Below are 16,025 nucleotides of genomic sequence, written 5' to 3' on the forward strand. Positions count from 1 at the left end.
CGATGCGCGAGATTGTCCGTGGCGTAATCGATTTCCAAGCTCCACGTTGTTTCGTCTAGGCACAGTGCTTGCCACATCTGAGCACGGTAATTCCCGGTGGTGAAAAGGGTTCTGAAGAGACTCTCTTCATGACCAGCGCCACTTCGAGTAGGAACTGGGGCCGGCGGACCTGAGCGGCGTCACGGTTCTCGCCATGCACGAGTTTGCCATTCAGAATGGACGCCGCTACGCCACGGTCATTGGCGAGCGGTCGAGCAAGCGGGTGCTGTGGGTGGAGCATGGGCGTTCGCGCGAGGACATCCGCCCAATTCTTTGATCGGCGCGGCCCTGACGGATGTGCCCGGCTACGTGCAGCGGTCATGAATATGAATACAGCCTGCGAGCTCGAGACCGGATCAAGGTGGTCAAGCGCGTGGCCTACGGCTTCCAGGATGACCACTACTTCTTTCTCACGATGCAGGCGGCCTTCCCTGGTATTCGGTGATGAACACCCTGCTGGTGCGGCAGGCTCGGACCGCGAGCACACTTCCGTGACCTCGCAGAAACGGGTACGCATTTCCCAGGCCGAAGCCTCTCGATCCTTTAGCGCCAAAGCCGAATTTACCTCACCGCAGCATGGGCAACGCTTTGAGCTAGGAAAGAAGCGATCCGCCGTCACTAGCGTTGTCCCATACCACACGCTCTTGTTCGATCTGGCGACGAATCTCGCCGAATGCCACGTCGAGAAAGGCGCGGTTCAGGTCAGCTTTTTGACGGTCATTTCTTCCCGGTGAAAGTCGGCGAATACGCCATCACCGTTGGAGACGGCATTGTGATGGTAAAGCGCAAGGGCAGCAGCTGTCGGTTGACGGTAGCCAAAGTGCTTGGCACGGTGAACGCCGACGGCGTGGAAGTGCTATGCCTGGATCGACTGGTGCATAACCACTACGAGTCCGAGATGGATGGCTGGCATGTGGGCGGCGCCGTGGCGACGCTTCTGTCGCGCCCAATCGGCCCCGTCCTGTTGAAAGCCCCACTAAATTCGTCGTTTTTCGACCGGCCCAACTAGGGTGATTGGCCTTTGCCTTGGCTAGTTGAAAAAGAGAGCCTCACCGTTCTGTAGCGGTGAGCCTTCGACTCAGGGAAAATAATCCATACCAACCGATCGCGACGCCGATCGTCTCTTCTCACACATGCAGGATGATCTTTTGCAGCAGGGCAGTTAGATCCCGACGCTGATCTATGATCAAGTGCACATAAATGGTGTCGTCCCTGACTTCATAGATAATTCGATTCTTTCCGCAATGCACTTCGCGGAACCTGTTCGCGGTTAGCCCACTGAGTTCATCGACAATGTGACCGAATTCCGGAAACTCCCGGATGCGAGTTATGGACGCCTGGATCTGAGCATATGAGTCTTCCCAGACGGTCATTCCAAATGCGTCCACAACGTAGCGGCGCACCCGCCTCAGTTCGGCTTTACCGCTGTCGAGAAGCTTCGCCCGCAGCAATTTGGAGGCCATCAGCGCCGCTTCTCTTGTCGGTCCAGTTCGTCCAGTTCTGCGAACACATCATCGATGTCGGAAAACTTTTCCTGCTCGATCTGCTTTTGCCCAAGGGCCAGGATCTTCAGCAGGGCCAATGTCTGCCGGTCGGATTCGTAGCTGCGTACGTCTTGGACAACAAGCTTGGCTTCGCCGTTTTGGGTGATGATTAACGGTTCACCGGATTCAGCGAGGTCCTTGACGATCTGTGCGGCTTCACTCTTGAGATAGCTGATCGGCTTGACGTGATCGGCGATTCGCATCGCACGGCTCCTGTGGATGGCATGGGTAGACCGAATATAGTCCATTAACAGTCTTCCGTCAACTTCGCCCGCCCCCCTGTACCCTGCCGCGCAACCGAGGGCGACCATGATCTCGGAAGGCGACTGCGCGCTCAGTACATTCCGCAGGAAGTTGTCCGGACACTGCTGTAACGCCTACCGCTGGGGGAGCGGCGATATAGACGGCGACCCGCCGTGTCCGAGCCACATGAGTCATTGAGCCTACGTTCCAATGTTGGATTGGCCTGCAAGCGACCGCTCACCGGCGCTTCGTTCCAGTACAGGCTCGTTATCGACAAAGCGACCGATCTTTCGTAATGGAACGTGACGGGTCTTCCGGGCTTGTCTATCCGGTTCGGCCACCAGCCGAGAAGGCATGCCGATCAACGTCCAACTGGTGTCTGGTCGGCAGGCTGAGTCGACGATTCGTCACCTCGCCTCGCTACTCGAAAGCGTTAGCGATTTCCGCGTCTCAACTGCGCGGTGAAAATATGCCGCCCGCTCACTCCCAATTAGCGGCAGATTTCGCGTTGGTTTCTCGCGGGCGCGCCGCGACCGGCTGGAAATGTGCCGCTTAAGCACTTCGATGGCTACTGGCGCGTCGTGACGCGCGCGAGCAGCAGTCCTCCACGCCTGGTAATTTGTTCGGCCGAGATTTCGCCGCCGCTGTGAACGAGGGCATCGAAGCGAACAAGGCGATAGCCCGTGCCGGGAATATCACGCCGTAGTGAAGTTATTGGGGATGAGCAGACGTCACGCGTACCTGGTGCGCGGGAGTCTCGCTCTGCGCTGACGACTGGCGTCATAAGACCGGTTTCAGCCATTCCGCGCGGTGTTTGTCAGCCGCCGGTCCAGAATATCGCATCACTATCGTTGTTGCGCCTGTCATGCCGTCCCGCGCAGCAAGCGCCCGGCAAATCGGGGCTGCCGCAACTTCTCCAGCCACCACTGCAGTGCGCGTCCTTCTCGATCACTGCGCCACGCGACATACGACACGGTCGGCTCGCGCGGATCGGTCGTCATCTTCTCCACAAGTTCGCCACTTTCCAGCAAAGACGCAACGCGGTGGAGGTGTTGGAGGATTATCGTCCCCAACCCGACCCTATCCGTGTGCTTTATCCCAGCAAGCGACACATGTCCCCACGCATCCGGGCCTTCATCGATCTGTTGGTGGAGCGCTGGGACGCTGGCGTACCGTGGGAATCGCTGCTGGATAAGCGAGCAGACCTGTCGCAAACCGGAGATTTCGCGCGCTGATGAGCATGTTTCTGCGCCGCCGCCGTGCAAACACGGCAGACAACGCCAAGCGAATGATTGCGCCTGTCCAATGGCGCGCATTTAAGTGATTTTAACGTAACTTGGATGGCACGGCGCGATGTTGAGGGGGAAATACTAGAACCAGTTGCGCCCTCACTTTTCAGGCCCGTGACCGCTCACCAGATGTGCGGGAAGCCCCGGAGTTTAGTCCGGTGTCGAGAGCACGGACGCCGCAGGCGTCCTAGTAGGGCGCTTGCTGTTCCTCAATGTATTGCCGAAGGATATCTATCGGCGCACCGCCGCACGATGACGCGATATAGGAAGGCGACCACAACACGCCCCGCCGCTTCAGCCACAGATGAAAGTCTCCAAACTGCTGTCGGAGCATACGTGATGACACGCCCTTCAGCGACGCGACGAGATTCGACAGCGCCACCTTCGGCGGGTAGCCGCCGCCCCCTATGCCGATCAAGACCTTGATTTGATCATCGGAAGCTCGGCGGACGAATGGCCGAGGCCGGGAACCGCCGGTCGCCGCGGTTTGCCGATGTCTAGCCTCCGTCATCCAAGCCCGAAATGGCGTCCTATGGTAAGGTTGGCCGGGTGAGTTCATGGACTTCAACTGGTGACGCATGGACCGCATCTATGTGATGCTGGGAGTGATGCAGCGTGAGTGATGCGAAGCAGGAAACGCGGCGGACGCTGCGGACCGAGAGAGTTGCAATCAGCAGGGCTTTGCGCCTGAGCGTGCCGCCAGAGGCCAGGCCTGCACCGGTCAACCGGAAAGACTGGCTGCGGCAGAGGAAAGAGCAATTGCAGGCTGCCCGTGCCGCTGCCAAGCAAAGGCGCGATCTGCTAAGAGCCGAAATCATGTCGGCCGTGCAGGATGTTGTCCGGGAGGAACGCGCTGCTGCGCGGCTAGAAGCCGAACGCCTGAAGGCGGAAGCCAAGGCCGCGCGGACCTACGCGCGCGAGGGCGCTCGCGCCGCCGCCAAGTTTGAGCGCGGCCAACCAACCCGCCCGGCGCCCAAACGAAAGACGCTTTCCAATGAGAAACGCAAGCTGGTCTCATACACCGATCTGTTGCGGATGCTTGGGTGACCTGGCGGAAGTTCGACGGGGCGGACTACCGATCGATTTCATGGAAAGCGGCGTCGATCTCGTGATCCGACTCGACGCCTTGTCAGAAAAGCGGCTGAACGCGCGGTAGACCTGTCGAAATGGCGGGGACCCTAAGCGGACATTCATGAGACGGGTCCCGGCGCGCCTCAGTGCCGCCCGGCCACCTGCTGGCGCTGGTAGGCACCCAGCGTCAGCCGCATCGCATCGCGCACCGCCTCCACCGAGCGGTTATCGTCATCGCCCTTGCGCGTCACCATCGACAAGGTCAGCACCGGCGCCGCGCGGCCCAGCCGTACCAGGCGCACGGGGTAGTTCTGCACCAGCGTGGGATCGGGGCCCTGCAGGATCGACACCCCCAGCCCCCCGCTGACCATTGCCACGATGGCCGGCGCACTGTCGAATTCCAGGGTGCCGCGGATCTCGGACACGTGCGCATGCACGAATTGCGCCGCCATCGCGCCCGAGACGGTATTGCGGTCATAGCGGATCCAGTCGTACAGGCGGAACAGGGACGCCACGTTGGTCTCGGTCGCGCCGGGCGGTGCAATCATCACCAGCTCGCGCCGCAACATTGGCGTCCAGCGCAGCCGGGCCGAGCCGCCCGATGGCGGTTGCGCCACCAGTGCTGCATCGATATCCCCGGCCTTGACCGAGGCCGTGAGCGTGCTGCTGCGCCCGCGCACCAGGCGCAGTTCGAGCCGGGGATGGCGCTCCCGGACATAGCGCACGATGCCGGGCAGCACGATCGGCTGCAGCGATTCGATGACCCCCAGCCGCACCACGCCTTCCACCACGAGCCCGCCGCCGGCCCGCAACGCCTCAAGGCCTTGCAGCGCCTGGCGCAGGGTGTCGGCCACCTCGTGGGCAAGCTGGTTCGGCCGCGCCTGCAGCCCGGAGCGATCGAACAGCGGCTTGCCCAGATACAGCTCGAGCTGCTTCATCTGCATGCTGACGGCGCTTGGCGTGACGTTGGCCTGGCGGGCTGCGCCCGCAAAGGTGCCAGTCTGCAGCACCGCCTCAAGGGTATGGAAGGTCTCAATCTTCATCAAAAACTCTTACGAAGAAACTCAAATATGTTCGCTTTTCTAATGATAGGCGACATCGATAGACTGGCTTCCAACGTCACGCACACAAACGGAGGAGACCCCAGACATGTCAGCCATCGCCACATCCCAACGCCCTCTGCCCTGGACCGCCCGCCAGGCCCGCGAAGACCGTAGCTGGATCCTGCGCATGACCGAGGCCGAGATCCAGGGCATGCGCGACGCGCTCGACCATGCCAGGGCGCTGGGCAAGCCGCTGCTGGACATGGAACAGGCCGACTTCCCGCTGAACGAGGCCGCGCGCGGCGTGCTCGAGCGGGCCATCGACATCACGCAGGGCGGCTGGGGCATGTGCCTGGTCAAGGGTTTCCCCGTCGACGAGTGGAACGAGGAAGAAGCGCGCCTGGCCTATTGGGGCATGAGCCTCTACATGGGCGTGGGCCGCACGCAGAACCGCGCCAGCCAGTTCATGAACGACGTGCGCAATGAGGGCGGCGAGTACAAGGTCAAGGGCGGTCGCGGCTATAACACCAATGCCGGGCTCGACTTCCACCAGGACTCCTGCGATGTGGTGGGCCTGCTGTGCCGCCGCACGGCCAGGTCCGGCGGCACCAGCAAGGTGATCAGCTCGATTGCACTGTATGAGGCAGTGCAGCGGCGCCGCCCCGACCTGATCCCGGTGCTCAAGGGCCCGTTCTTCCACAGCTACCAGAGCACACAGGATCCGTCGCAGCCACCGTACTACCGCTGCGCGATCTTCGGCAGCCATCCTGAATTCTTCTCGGCGCGCACCAACCGCAAGAACACCGTCGCTGCCCAGCGCGACTTCCCGGAACTGCCGCGCCTGACGCCGGCACAGGTCGAGGCGCTGGACCTGCTCGACGAACTGATGCCCAGCGACGAGCTCTGCTTCACCATGGAGCTGGAACAAGGCGACATGCAGCTGCTGAACAACTACGTCACGCTGCATTCGCGCACGCCGTTCGAAGACCATGACGAGCCGGACCGCAAGCGTCACCTGTTCCGCCTGTGGCTGGCCGTGCCGGGCTCGCAACCGCTGCCCGAGGACTGGAAGGAGTACTACGGCGACGTGCGTGCCGGATCGGTGCGCGGCGGCGTGCGTGGCAGCGCCATCACGCAGGCCTTCCTGGATTACGAGAAACGTCAGGCGGCCGCGCTCGGCATGCTGTTCGAAACCTGGCGTCCGCAACTGATTCAGGAAGACATGGCACGCATCCTGGCCGGGCAGGGTGCCAGCGCATCCGAGGCAGCTGCCGCATGAACGCCGCCGCCAAGCCTGTGCCTTCGCTGAAGGAGCGCCTGCGCCGGCGCGAGCCGGTGCTGGCGCCGGGGGTCTACGATGCGCTCAGCGCACTGCTGGCCGAGCAGGCCGGTTTCGAGGCGCTGTATCTGTCGGGTGGCGCCGTCGCCTACACCCTCCTGGGCCGTTCCGACGTCGGCCTGACCACCGCCACCGAGACCGCAGACGTGCTGGCGCGCATCACCGATCGCGTGTCGCTGCCGGTGATCGTGGACGGTGACACCGGCTACGGCAACGCGCTCAATACGCAACGCACCGTGCGCGCCTTCGAACGCGCCGGCGCCGCGATGATCCAACTGGAAGACCAGGGTTTTCCCAAGCGCTGCGGCCATCTGGCCGGCAAGTCGCTGGTGCCGGTGCGTGAAATGTGCGGCAAGCTGCGGGCCGCGCTGGACGCGCGCCATGATGAAGGCACGCTGATCCTCGCGCGCACCGACGCGGTCGCCGTAGAAGGCCTGGACGCCGCCATCGAACGCGCCGAGGCCTACCTCGCCTGCGGCGTGGATGCGCTCTTCATCGAAGCCGTGGTGTCGGCCGGCGATATGGACAGCGTCTGCGGCCGCTTCGCCGCGCGCGTGCCGATGCTGGCCAATATGGTCGAGGGCGGCAAGACGCCGATCCAGAGCGCGTCGGAGCTGGGCGAGCGCGGGTACCGCATCGTCATATACCCGGGCGGCACCGTGCGCTTCGCCTCGCACCAGTTGCAGCGCTACTTCGCCGGGCTCAGGGCCGACGGCAGCACGCGCGCCTTCATGGAGGAAATGAACGACTTCGACGCACTGAACCGGCTGATCGGCACGCCTCAACTACTCGATGCCGGCCGCCGCTATGCGGAGGACGACTGACCCATCCGGGCCGTCCCGCCGCACCCATTACCAGACCCAGAACGACATTGGGGGAGACAATATGACCAACCGCCTGCACGCTTTCCTTGGCGCCATGCTCTGTGCGGTCGCCGCCACCGCGGCCGCCGCCTACCCTGACAAGCCCATCAAGCTGGTCGTGCCGTTCCCGCCCGGCGGCAATATCGACGCCACTGCGCGCATCGTCGCCGCCGGCCTGTCCGAATCGCTCGGCCAGACCGTGGTGGTGGAGAACCGCGCCGGCGCCGCCGGCCTGGTCGGCGCGGAATCGGTGTCGCGCGCCGCGCCCGACGGCTACACCGCGCTGCTCGCGTCCACCGGTGCGCTGGCTCCGCTCAAGGCCTTGAATCCCGCCGCCACGCTGACACCCGAGCGCGACCTGGTTTCGGCAGGCCCGATTGCGCGCGCACCGCTGGTGCTGGTAGTCAGCCCCAAGGTGCCGGCCACCACGCTGGCCGGCTTCATCGCCTATGCGCGCTCGCGGCCTGGCAAGCTGACGCTGGCGACTGCCGGTGTTGGCACCGCCGCGCACCTGACCGGTGAATACTTCCAGAAGCAGAGCGGCACAAAACTGCTGCACGTGCCCTACAAGGGCAGCAGCCTCGCGGTGGCCGACCTGCTCGGCGGCCACGTCGACCTGACCTTCGACCAGCTCGCCTCCACCCTGACACAGATCCGCGCCGGCAAGCTCAAGGCGCTGGGCGTGACCACCGCGCAACGCTCTTCGCTGATGCCGGACCTGCCCACGCTGGCCGAAGCCGGCCTGCCCGGCTTCGAGGCCGCCACCACCACCGGACTGATGTTCCCCAAGGGCACGCCGCCGGAAGTGCTGGCACGGGTCAACGCGGCGCTGCAGAAGACGCTGGCGCGCGACAGTACGGCCAGGCAGTTCCGTGAGCTTGGCGCCGACGTGCAGGCTGGCCCGCCTGCGGACTTCGACAAGACGCTGCGGCAGGAGACTGCCAAATGGAGCCAGGTGATCGGCGACGCCCATATCACCGTGTCGAACTAGGAGGGGCTGTATGACCGAGACAATCGACACGCAGCCGCCGGTCTGCCTGCCACCGCGCGTGCAGGTATCGCGCCCTGCGCTGGTGCTGCCGCCCGGGTCAACCGACTGCCACTGCCACGTCTACGACGATCCGCGCATCTATCCGCTGGTGGCGCAGCGCTCGTACACGCCCGCGCCCGCCACGCTGAATCAATACCTCGCGATGTGCCGGCTGGTCGGCCTGACGCGCACGGTGCAGGTCAGCGCCAGCGTCTACGGCGCCGACAACCGGCTTACGCTGGACGTCATCCCGGCGATCGGCCAGCAGCGGGCGCGCGGCGTGGCCGGGCTCCATCCCGACATTACCCCGGCTGAGATCGAGGCCCTGCATGCCGGCGGCATGYGGGGCGTTCGCGTCTCCACGCATGTGAAAGGCTATGGCGGGACCCAGGCCATCGCCCATTTCGCCGAACGGATCCGCCCATTCGGCTGGCACGTGCAGGTGCATGTGCTGCATGCCGACGAGATCGCCGAACTGGAGCCGCAGCTGATGCGGCTGCCGGTGCCGCTGGTGTTCGATCACATGGGCTGCGTGCGTGGCGCGGAGGGCCCGGGCAACCGTGGTTTCCAGGCCATGCTGCGGCTGCTGCGCGAGCGCGACGACTGCTGGACCAAGATCTCGAGCTGGTATCGCCGCTCCGACGCCGGCCCGGGGCATGCCGACATGGCCCCGATCGTCGCCGCGCTGGTCGAGACCCGGCCTGACCGCCTGCTGTTCGGCACTAACTGGCCGCATCCGGCGCTCAATGCGCCGCAGCAGGTGCCCGACGACGGTGCGCTGATCGATGAATTCACCGGCTGGGTGCCGGACGCCAATGTCCGCCGCCGCATCCTGGTGGACAACCCGGCCCTGCTGTACGGATTTCCTGACTGAACCGCGCGCACAAGCGATCCCCCAATCGCAAGACGATAACGAGAGAAACGGAGACAAACCATGCAACGACGCGACTTCCTCGCCCTGCTGGCCGCCGGTGCGATGCTGCCCGCCAGCCTGCGCGCCGCGCCAGCAGTCACCAAACTGCTGGTCGGCGCGACGCCGGGCGGCGGCACCGACCTGGTGGCGCGCGCGCTGGCCGCCGAACTGGAACAACGCAGCAAGCATGCCTTCATCGTCGAGAACCGCGGTGGCGCGGCCGGCAATATCGCCGCCACGGCGGTAGCCAAGGCCGATCCGGACGGCAGCACGCTGCTACTCTGCTACACCAGCCATGCGATCAATCCGGCGCTGTTCGACAAGAAGCCATTCGATCCGCTCAAGGACTTCACGCCGATCTCGTTGATTGCCACCTCGCCGCTGCTGCTGGTGTCGCGGCCTGACCTGGAGGTGAAGAATGTGCGCGAGCTGATTGCGCTGGCCAAGTCCAGGCCCGGCAAGCTCAGCATTGCCGTGGCCGGCATTGGCAGCGCCAACCACCTGGCTGGCGAGATGCTCAAGCACGAGGCCGGCATCGATCTCGTCAGCGTGCCCTACAAGGGCGCGGCACCCGCCGTGGCTGACGTGGTGGCCAGCCAGGCGGACCTGCTGCTGGGCAATGTGGCCACGGTGCAGCCGCTGTTGCAGGCCGGCAAGGTCAAGGGGCTGGGGGTCAGCAGCCTGAAGCGGCTGCCCGCGTTCCCGCAGTTGGCTCCGATTGCCGACGTGGTGCCGAACTTCGAATATAGCTCGTGGTATGGCTTGCTTGGCCCTGCCGGCATGCCGGCGGACCTGGTGGCGCAACTCGAGAAATCGGTACGTGCCGCGGTGGCGTCGCCGGCGATGCGCAAGCGGCTGGCCGGCGAAGGCCTGACGCCGGTGGGCAACGACGCCGCCCAGTTCACGCAGTTCCTGCAAGGCGAGATCGCGCGCTGGGCCAAGGTGGTTGCCGTCACCGGCGCACACATGGGCTAAGCGCGGAAGGAAACGGGGCTGCGCCGGATCACGGCGCGGTCCCCCAAGGAAACGGGACGTGCGCGCCCATTCGGCCCCTCAGTCGCTCGCAGCGCCCCACCTGTCCCACCGTTCGGGCAGCGGTGCCTTCTTGCTGCGCCTGCGCTAGCGACTGGGGAGTAGGCATGCATCTGAGATATGCGTGACCTCGACGGGGTGATCGAATTCGTCGGCCACCATCGCGAGGACGACAGCAAGCTCGAGTCTGCGCGGGGAGGTGCGGCTGTACCCCTCTGTCAGACGCACTGCGCCGAGGGCAATTGACTGCGTAGCGCATCCATYCGCGCGTAGAATTCGTCCACCGGCCGCTGTGCGGTGCGCCGCATCGTCTCGTTGCGCGCCCCCAGGATGGCCGCGTCTTCCTGTGCCCCGGCCTCGCCGACTTTACGCGAGGTGTCCTGCACAAACTTGCATAGGGGATAGCGTGCCTCACCGAAGGCTCGCAGCGTGGCCTCCACGTCGACGTCGCGCGACAGCATCTCCGCCAGCAGCACCGCATCTTCGAGTGCCATCGCGCCGCCTTGTCCCATGAAGGGTGTTGAGGCGTGCGCAGCGTCACCGATCATGATTACACGGCCACGGTGCCAGGGCAGCGGGGCAGCGACCTCCTCCACGGCGGTGTAGAGCACTTCGGCGTCGGCAGAGAGCGCGTCCAGGAACTGGCGCGCCGGGCCGCCGAACTCCGCAAAACGGGCTTGCATCAGCGCCGGCCAATCGGTCCGCTCATACCATTGCCCGGCGGGCTCAGGCAGCGTGCCGAACAAGTACAGTTGGTCATCGCTGATCGGCATGATGCCGAGCCGCTTGCCGGTACCCATCATCATGATTTTTTCGAGGAGGTCCTTCGGTCGCCTGTGCACGCTGCGCCAGACGCCGAGTCCGGTATAGACCTTCCAGCGGGCCTGCGACCAGGCGGCGGATCTCCGAGCGAATGCCTTCCGCCCCGACCACAAGATCGTATTGGCCCGAGGTGCCATCGGAGAGTGCAACGGTGACGTGCTCTGCCGTTTTCTGGTCGATCCGGACAGCGGTGGTGCCCAAGCGGATATCGACGCGCAGCGCATCGAGTCGGCTAGCGAAGATGCGGTGCATTTCGGCCCGGCGAATACCGACGATCGGCGCAATGTCCGGATGACGGGACGGATAGAAAGTTTCGGTGATCGGTTGGCCGCGCTCGTCCAGGTAGATATTCCGGCCATCGGCAATGGCAAAGCCACTCGACACGATCTCCGGCAGTACCCCGAGGCTGCCGAGCGCCGCAAGTCCGTTGTGATAGATAAAGATGCCGGAACTTTGGAATCGCCATTCCTGCTGCTTCTCTAGCATCGTCACCCGCACACCAGCCTGTGCCAGTGCATCCGAGAAAGCATTCTCACGCGCGTTCCAACGCTGGATTGGCGTATCGCCCACCCAATATCGGCGCGACGCATCGGCGCCCTGACGCCTCCGCGCGGCCACACGCTGCAGATCCGGACGATCAGTGCCCGAATCCGGCGTTCCGGAGGTTGAGCACAGCATGGCCACCGCCCAATAATTCCCCTCAATCGCCCTCGCTGGCAAACAAGGAGGTGGCATTGCTGGGCATAGCCCGTCGCTTCGGCGACCTCGGCGATCCGTACATGCGGCTGGCGCAGCCGTTCGGCGGCCAGGTTCATGCGAAATGCACTCAGGTACTGCATCGGCGGCACGCCCAGCAGCGCACAAAAGCGCTCGGCGAACACCGTGCGCGACAGGTATGCCACGGCGGCGAGCTGGCCGATGCTCCAGTCCTGTTGCGGCGCCTCGTGCATGGCCGCAACCGCACGCGCAATGCCGGGGTCGTCGAGGACGTTCGGCGTGCCCTGGCGCGCGGCGGCGGGCGTGCGCAGATACTCGCCCAGGATATGCACGAGCAGCAGGTCGCCCATGCGTGCCGCGGACAATTGCCAGCCCGGACGCTGAGACAGCGAGTCCTGCACCAGCAGTTCCATCGTGTTTGCCAGCGTGTGCGCCAGCGGAAGCTCGTCGGCACGCAGCACGATCAGCGTTGGCAATTCCGCTGGGATAGCGCCCACGTCAAGCGTGGGCATCCACAGGTGAAGGGAGAACAGTTGCGTGGGTGGGACGTCCGCGGTGCCCGTGCCGTCTGCGCCATATGTCAGTTCGATCGGATGGCCGCCATGGCGGCCGATCATGTGCGCCTTCAGCAGATCGGCGAAGGGCATGACGCCATCACCGGGGTCCCGTTTCGATGACACCGTATGCGGCGTGCCGCGCGGCAGCATGACGATATCGCGCGGACCAATCTCGACAGGCGTGCCACTATCGGCGCAGATCCAGTACCCGTGCCCGGTACACATGCGGATCAGCGCGCCCTCGGTGCCGGCCGAGTACAACGCCCACGGTGCGTGGAGCCGGAAACTTGCCGTCACGGCGCGTTCGGCCTTGCATGCGGAAAGGATACGGCTCAGGACGTCATGCGGTCCGGGATTCATCGTCGGGAGAATGGGGCGCGAGGGATGTGGGATTCTAGCTCAGCGTATTCGATGACCGACTGCGGTCATTGGCGGTTGCCGACCCCTTTTGCGTCATTCGCCGTGCTTCCTACCGATGGCCGAAATGAGCGGCGAAGCGGCCAGAGACCTGCCGCTACGCGCCCTTGAGCCTTTCAGCAGAGCATCACTGCGATTTGCTTCCCAACTACGCAAGGTTGTTGCGTATGGGTCTGGCAAAGTGGGACGCTGTTGCGCAGCAACGCTCTAACATTGCAGACATTCCGGTGCGCCCAGTGGCCCGCTGGACAACGAATGTCATGGGATTGGAGACGTTGAATGTCTAACACCACCACACCGAAGCCGCGCCGCCTTCACCTTGATGGTGCCACATTGCTGCGCCAGCTAAAGGAACTCGGGGAAATTGGCGCCGACAGCGAGGCTGGTGGTCGGACTCGCATCGCACTTACCGACGACGAGAAGGCGGGACGGGACCTGGTTGCCCGCTGGATGCACGAACTGGCACTGGAGGTCGTCGTAGACCGTATCGGCAACGTGTTTGGTGTCCTTCGTTCGCCAACCGATGACGGCGCCCAGACTCCGCTGATGATGGGCTCGCACATCGACAGCGTGACGAATGCCGGCGCCCTGGATGGCTGCTACGGCGTGCTGGCGGGCCTGGCCGTGGCGCGGGCCTATCGGCAATCCGGCGTCGCACCGGCCCGCACCATCCTGATTGGTGCCTTCACCAATGAGGAAGGCATCCGCTATCAGCCGGACATGATGGGGTCGCTCGTCTACGCAGGCGGCCTTTCGGTCGACGAGGCATTGAACACCATTGGCACGGACGGCACGCGCCTCGGCGACGAGCTGGTGCGCATCGGCTATGCCGGCAACCTGGAGCCGGGTGCCATCGTCCCACACGAATACGTCGAGCTCCACATCGAGCAGGGCCCCATTCTGGAAGCGGAAGGTATCCAGATTGGCGTGGTCGAAAGCCTGCAAGGCATCTCATGGCAGCAGGTGACCATCCAGGGCAATGCCAACCACGCCGGCACGACGCCGACGCACCTAAGGCACGACGCCAGATTCGTGGCGGCATCCATGGTGACGTTCCTGCGCGAACTGGCGCGCGACTCTGGTGGCACAACACTGGCAACCGCGGGCTGCCTGAGCGTCCAACCGAACGTCATCAACGTTATCCCGCGCCGCGCCACGATCACAGTAGACCTCCGCGACGCGGACGAGGAGCGCTTGAAGCTGGCCGAGCAGCGCTTCGCCGAATTCCTCGAAAAGGTGGCCCAACAGGAGGGTGTAAAAGTCACCACCGAGCGGTTGGCACGCTTTGAACCTGTCGCCTTCGATGCCAGCCTCGTGGATTGCATCGAAGCTTCGGCAAACCGCTTTGGCTTGACTCACCGGCGCATGACTTCCGGCGCCGGCCACGACGCTCAGATGATCGCCCGCATCGCGCCTGCAGCGATGATTTTCGTGCCTAGCAAGGGTGGCATCAGCCATAACCCGCGCGAGCACACCGACGACGATCAGCTTGTTATGGGTGCTGAAGTACTGCTCGACGTCGTGCTCAATCGCCTCGGCCAAGCTCAGGCCTGAACTTCCATCCCATCGGAGTACCTATGCTGACCAAGAATTCGCATGCCCGCCGGACCGCGTATCCCGCCGAGCTCAAAGACATCATGAGCATCGAGCAAGCCGAGCGCAGCCGCACCTGGCTCTCTCGCTGGGACCAACTGAACGCCGGCCCCACGCCGCTGCGCGACCTCCCCAAGCTTGCCGCCAGCCTGAACATCGCCCAATTGAGCGCGAAGGACGAATCGGTTCGCTCGCCGCTGGGCAGCTTCAAGGCGCTGGGTGCGCCGATTGCCCTGGTTCGGCTGATTCTCCGCATCTACCCAGAGCGGCACCTGGAGCCGCTGGCGCTGATTGACGGAAAGTATGCAGACCTGCTGAAGGACTTCACGGTCATCAGTGCGACTGATGGCAACCACGGTCGCGCCCTCGCGTCTGCGGCCAGGTCCTTCGGCTGCCAATGCGTGATTGTGCTGCACGCCAATGTCAGCCAGGAGCGCGAAGATGCCATCGCGGCATACGGCGCAACCATCGTGCGAATCGCTGGCAACTACGATGAATCCGTCGAAGAAGCGGCCCGTCTGGCTGCAGCCAACCACTGGACTGTCGTCTCCGACACCTCCTACGAGGGCTACCTGGACATCCCGCGTGACGTGATGCAGGGATACGGCGCCATCGCCGCAGAAATCATGACGCAGGCAGGAGTCGCGCCTGGCCAGCCGTCCCCATACTCGCATGTCTTCCTGCAGGGCGGTGTGGGCGGACTGGCCGCCGGCATTGCCAGCTATTTCTGGGAGTTCTTTGGCGCGAGTCGTCCCACGTTTGTTGTCGTCGAGCCCGTTCAGGCTGATTGCCTGTATCAAAGCGCGCTGCAAGGCAAGGCGGCTAACGCCACCGGCTCGGTCGACTCCGTGATGGCGGGCCTGGCCTGTGGCGAGACGTCGCCTCTCGCGTGGCGTTTCCTCGAGCACAGCGTGGATGTCTTCATGACGATTTCCGACGACGATGCGGTCACGGCAATGCACCAGCTCGCTGGGAAGCAGACCGGTGACATGCCAGTCGTCGCCGGTGAATCTGGTGCCGCAGGCTTGGCCGGCCTGGCCGTCCTTCGCGCGAATGCAGCGCTATCCGTAGAGGCAGGACTCGACGCAACCTCACGCGTCCTGCTCATCAATACCGAAGGCGCTACGGCGCCATCCGTCTACCAGCAACTGGTGGGCGAGTCGCATGAATCGGTGCTCGCACGCCAGGCCGCCTGGCTCGCGCGCTGATTCGGTCGATACCCTACACATCACCCACTAAGAAGCGCACACCGCGGCGATGAGGCTCTCCTCATCGTCGGGGATACGTGCGTCCATACGAAATGGAGACAGCAATGAGTTCGACACAGAAGCGCAGTATTGGGCCGATTGCCCTGATGTTCACAGGGCTCGGGTCCATCATCGGCTCCGRCTGRCTGTTCGGTGCTTGGCACACGGCGAAGATCGCCGGACCTGCCGCTATCCTGGCCTGGGTCATCGGCGCTGTGGTCATCCGATTGAGGCCATCGCCTCGGTGCAATACATGGCTTCATGGC

The 16,025-nt window shown here is 64.1% G+C and carries 17 protein-coding genes and 3 pseudogenes; 12 read left to right on the plus strand and 8 right to left on the minus strand.

Annotated features, from left to right (window positions below; translation table 11 throughout):
• The first annotated feature begins 193 nt into the window (after positions 1 to 193).
• Together AC1DO7_RS30555 and AC1DO7_RS30560 are read left to right on the plus strand one after the other, a co-directional pair.
• Entirely contained in the window at positions 194 to 316 is a 123-nt protein-coding gene (locus AC1DO7_RS30555) for a hypothetical protein (protein ID WP_441619953.1), read from the plus strand.
• 396 nt (positions 317 to 712) lie between these two features.
• Entirely contained in the window at positions 713 to 1,048 is a 336-nt protein-coding gene (locus AC1DO7_RS30560) for a hypothetical protein (RefSeq protein WP_441619955.1), read from the plus strand.
• 118 nt (positions 1,049 to 1,166) lie between these two features.
• Here AC1DO7_RS30560 and AC1DO7_RS30565 read toward each other — a convergent pair whose 3' ends face one another.
• From AC1DO7_RS30565 to AC1DO7_RS30575, 3 genes and pseudogenes are all read right to left on the minus strand, one after another.
• Positions 1,167 to 1,502, minus strand: coding sequence for a type II toxin-antitoxin system RelE/ParE family toxin (locus AC1DO7_RS30565; RefSeq protein WP_441619957.1), 336 nt, complete (start codon positions 1,500 to 1,502; stop codon positions 1,167 to 1,169).
• Entirely contained in the window at positions 1,502 to 1,786 is a 285-nt protein-coding gene (locus AC1DO7_RS30570) for a type II toxin-antitoxin system Phd/YefM family antitoxin (RefSeq protein WP_029049528.1), read from the minus strand. Before AC1DO7_RS30570 ends, AC1DO7_RS30565 begins: the two co-directional genes overlap by 1 nt.
• Before the next feature lie 903 nt (positions 1,787 to 2,689).
• Positions 2,690 to 2,872, minus strand: a pseudogene (locus AC1DO7_RS30575) (LysR family transcriptional regulator); the annotation flags it as partial.
• Between the two features lie 66 nt (positions 2,873 to 2,938).
• Between AC1DO7_RS30575 and AC1DO7_RS30580 the strand changes: the two are divergent.
• Positions 2,939 to 3,061, plus strand: a complete 123-nt coding sequence (locus tag AC1DO7_RS30580; RefSeq protein WP_441619959.1) for a hypothetical protein — start codon at positions 2,939 to 2,941, stop codon at positions 3,059 to 3,061.
• Between the two features lie 241 nt (positions 3,062 to 3,302).
• On the opposite strand, the pseudogene AC1DO7_RS30585 reads toward AC1DO7_RS30580, so the two are convergent.
• A pseudogene (locus AC1DO7_RS30585) lies at positions 3,303 to 3,551 on the minus strand (transposase); the annotation flags it as partial.
• 179 nt (positions 3,552 to 3,730) lie between these two features.
• Here AC1DO7_RS30585 and AC1DO7_RS30590 point away from each other — a divergent pair.
• Positions 3,731 to 4,162: a hypothetical protein gene (locus AC1DO7_RS30590; protein WP_441619961.1), complete on the plus strand. Its 432-nt coding sequence runs from the start codon at positions 3,731 to 3,733 to the stop codon at positions 4,160 to 4,162.
• A gap of 167 nt (positions 4,163 to 4,329) precedes the next feature.
• Here the strand turns inward: AC1DO7_RS30590 and AC1DO7_RS30595 are convergent, their stop codons facing one another.
• Positions 4,330 to 5,229 (minus strand): LysR family transcriptional regulator, encoded by a 900-nt coding sequence (locus AC1DO7_RS30595; protein ID WP_441619962.1) that lies wholly within the window; start codon positions 5,227 to 5,229, stop codon positions 4,330 to 4,332.
• A 106-nt stretch (positions 5,230 to 5,335) separates the two neighbouring features.
• Between AC1DO7_RS30595 and AC1DO7_RS30600 the strand changes: the two genes are divergently transcribed.
• The 5 genes from AC1DO7_RS30600 (at position 5,336) to AC1DO7_RS30620 (ending at position 10,349) form a co-directional block, all read left to right on the plus strand.
• Positions 5,336 to 6,508: a TauD/TfdA family dioxygenase gene (locus AC1DO7_RS30600; RefSeq protein ID WP_441619964.1), complete on the plus strand. Its 1,173-nt coding sequence runs from the start codon at positions 5,336 to 5,338 to the stop codon at positions 6,506 to 6,508.
• A complete protein-coding gene (locus AC1DO7_RS30605; RefSeq protein ID WP_441619966.1) occupies positions 6,505 to 7,392 on the plus strand; it encodes an isocitrate lyase/PEP mutase family protein in 888 nt (295 codons plus the stop codon). The genes AC1DO7_RS30600 and AC1DO7_RS30605 overlap by 4 nt, the downstream gene beginning before the upstream one ends.
• 61 nt (positions 7,393 to 7,453) lie before the next feature.
• Complete coding sequence (locus AC1DO7_RS30610; RefSeq protein WP_441619968.1) at positions 7,454 to 8,422, plus strand: Bug family tripartite tricarboxylate transporter substrate binding protein; 969 nt, start codon at positions 7,454 to 7,456, stop codon at positions 8,420 to 8,422.
• A 10-nt stretch (positions 8,423 to 8,432) separates the two neighbouring features.
• A complete protein-coding gene (locus tag AC1DO7_RS30615) occupies positions 8,433 to 9,335 on the plus strand; it encodes an amidohydrolase family protein (protein ID WP_477116932.1) in 903 nt (300 codons plus the stop codon).
• Between the two features lie 60 nt (positions 9,336 to 9,395).
• The gene (locus tag AC1DO7_RS30620) at positions 9,396 to 10,349 is read left to right on the plus strand and encodes a tripartite tricarboxylate transporter substrate binding protein (RefSeq protein ID WP_441619971.1); all 954 of its coding nucleotides are present in this window, start codon (positions 9,396 to 9,398) and stop codon (positions 10,347 to 10,349) included.
• Between the two features lie 275 nt (positions 10,350 to 10,624).
• Here AC1DO7_RS30620 and AC1DO7_RS30625 read toward each other — a convergent pair whose 3' ends face one another.
• The 3 genes from AC1DO7_RS30625 to AC1DO7_RS30635 are packed head-to-tail and all read right to left on the minus strand — an operon-like array spanning position 10,625 to position 12,862.
• A complete protein-coding gene (locus AC1DO7_RS30625) occupies positions 10,625 to 11,212 on the minus strand; it encodes an FAD-dependent monooxygenase (RefSeq protein WP_441619973.1) in 588 nt (195 codons plus the stop codon).
• Positions 11,163 to 11,714 carry a Rossmann-fold NAD(P)-binding domain-containing protein gene (locus AC1DO7_RS30630; protein WP_441619974.1) on the minus strand — a complete coding sequence of 184 codons (552 nt, stop codon included), beginning with the start codon at positions 11,712 to 11,714 and terminating at the stop codon, positions 11,163 to 11,165. Before AC1DO7_RS30630 ends, AC1DO7_RS30625 begins: the two co-directional genes overlap by 50 nt.
• 2 nt (positions 11,715 to 11,716) lie before the next feature.
• Positions 11,717 to 12,862, minus strand: a complete 1,146-nt coding sequence (locus AC1DO7_RS30635) for an AraC family transcriptional regulator (protein WP_441619976.1) — start codon at positions 12,860 to 12,862, stop codon at positions 11,717 to 11,719.
• A gap of 336 nt (positions 12,863 to 13,198) precedes the next feature.
• On the opposite strand from AC1DO7_RS30635, the gene AC1DO7_RS30640 reads away from it, so the two are divergent.
• The 3 genes and pseudogenes from AC1DO7_RS30640 to AC1DO7_RS30650 all read left to right on the plus strand — a co-directional run.
• The gene (locus tag AC1DO7_RS30640; RefSeq protein ID WP_441619978.1) at positions 13,199 to 14,473 is read left to right on the plus strand and encodes a Zn-dependent hydrolase; all 1,275 of its coding nucleotides are present in this window, start codon (positions 13,199 to 13,201) and stop codon (positions 14,471 to 14,473) included.
• Positions 14,474 to 14,496: 23 nt separating this feature from the next.
• Positions 14,497 to 15,720 carry a diaminopropionate ammonia-lyase gene (locus AC1DO7_RS30645; RefSeq protein WP_441619980.1) on the plus strand — a complete coding sequence of 408 codons (1,224 nt, stop codon included), beginning with the start codon at positions 14,497 to 14,499 and terminating at the stop codon, positions 15,718 to 15,720.
• Positions 15,721 to 15,824: 104 nt separating this feature from the next.
• Positions 15,825 to 16,025: pseudogene (locus AC1DO7_RS30650) on the plus strand (hypothetical protein); the annotation flags it as partial.

Source organism: Cupriavidus sp. 05N40 (assembly GCF_056397305.1).

Coding starts and splice junctions, on each gene's coding strand:
- AC1DO7_RS30640 (WP_441619978.1), top strand. CDS start 13,199: ATGTCTAACACCACCACACCGAAGCCGCGCCGCCTTCACCTTGATGGT.
- AC1DO7_RS30595 (WP_441619962.1), bottom strand. CDS start 5,229: ATGAAGATTGAGACCTTCCATACCCTTGAGGCGGTGCTGCAGACTGGC.
- AC1DO7_RS30555 (WP_441619953.1), top strand. CDS start 194: ATGCACGAGTTTGCCATTCAGAATGGACGCCGCTACGCCACGGTCATT.
- AC1DO7_RS30565 (WP_441619957.1), bottom strand. CDS start 1,502: ATGGCCTCCAAATTGCTGCGGGCGAAGCTTCTCGACAGCGGTAAAGCC.
- AC1DO7_RS30580 (WP_441619959.1), top strand. CDS start 2,939: ATGTCCCCACGCATCCGGGCCTTCATCGATCTGTTGGTGGAGCGCTGG.
- AC1DO7_RS30600 (WP_441619964.1), top strand. CDS start 5,336: ATGTCAGCCATCGCCACATCCCAACGCCCTCTGCCCTGGACCGCCCGC.
- AC1DO7_RS30635 (WP_441619976.1), bottom strand. CDS start 12,862: ATGAATCCCGGACCGCATGACGTCCTGAGCCGTATCCTTTCCGCATGC.
- AC1DO7_RS30630 (WP_441619974.1), bottom strand. CDS start 11,714: ATGCTAGAGAAGCAGCAGGAATGGCGATTCCAAAGTTCCGGCATCTTT.
- AC1DO7_RS30605 (WP_441619966.1), top strand. CDS start 6,505: ATGAACGCCGCCGCCAAGCCTGTGCCTTCGCTGAAGGAGCGCCTGCGC.
- AC1DO7_RS30620 (WP_441619971.1), top strand. CDS start 9,396: ATGCAACGACGCGACTTCCTCGCCCTGCTGGCCGCCGGTGCGATGCTG.
- AC1DO7_RS30610 (WP_441619968.1), top strand. CDS start 7,454: ATGACCAACCGCCTGCACGCTTTCCTTGGCGCCATGCTCTGTGCGGTC.
- AC1DO7_RS30570 (WP_029049528.1), bottom strand. CDS start 1,786: ATGCGAATCGCCGATCACGTCAAGCCGATCAGCTATCTCAAGAGTGAA.
- AC1DO7_RS30560 (WP_441619955.1), top strand. CDS start 713: ATGCCACGTCGAGAAAGGCGCGGTTCAGGTCAGCTTTTTGACGGTCAT.
- AC1DO7_RS30645 (WP_441619980.1), top strand. CDS start 14,497: ATGCTGACCAAGAATTCGCATGCCCGCCGGACCGCGTATCCCGCCGAG.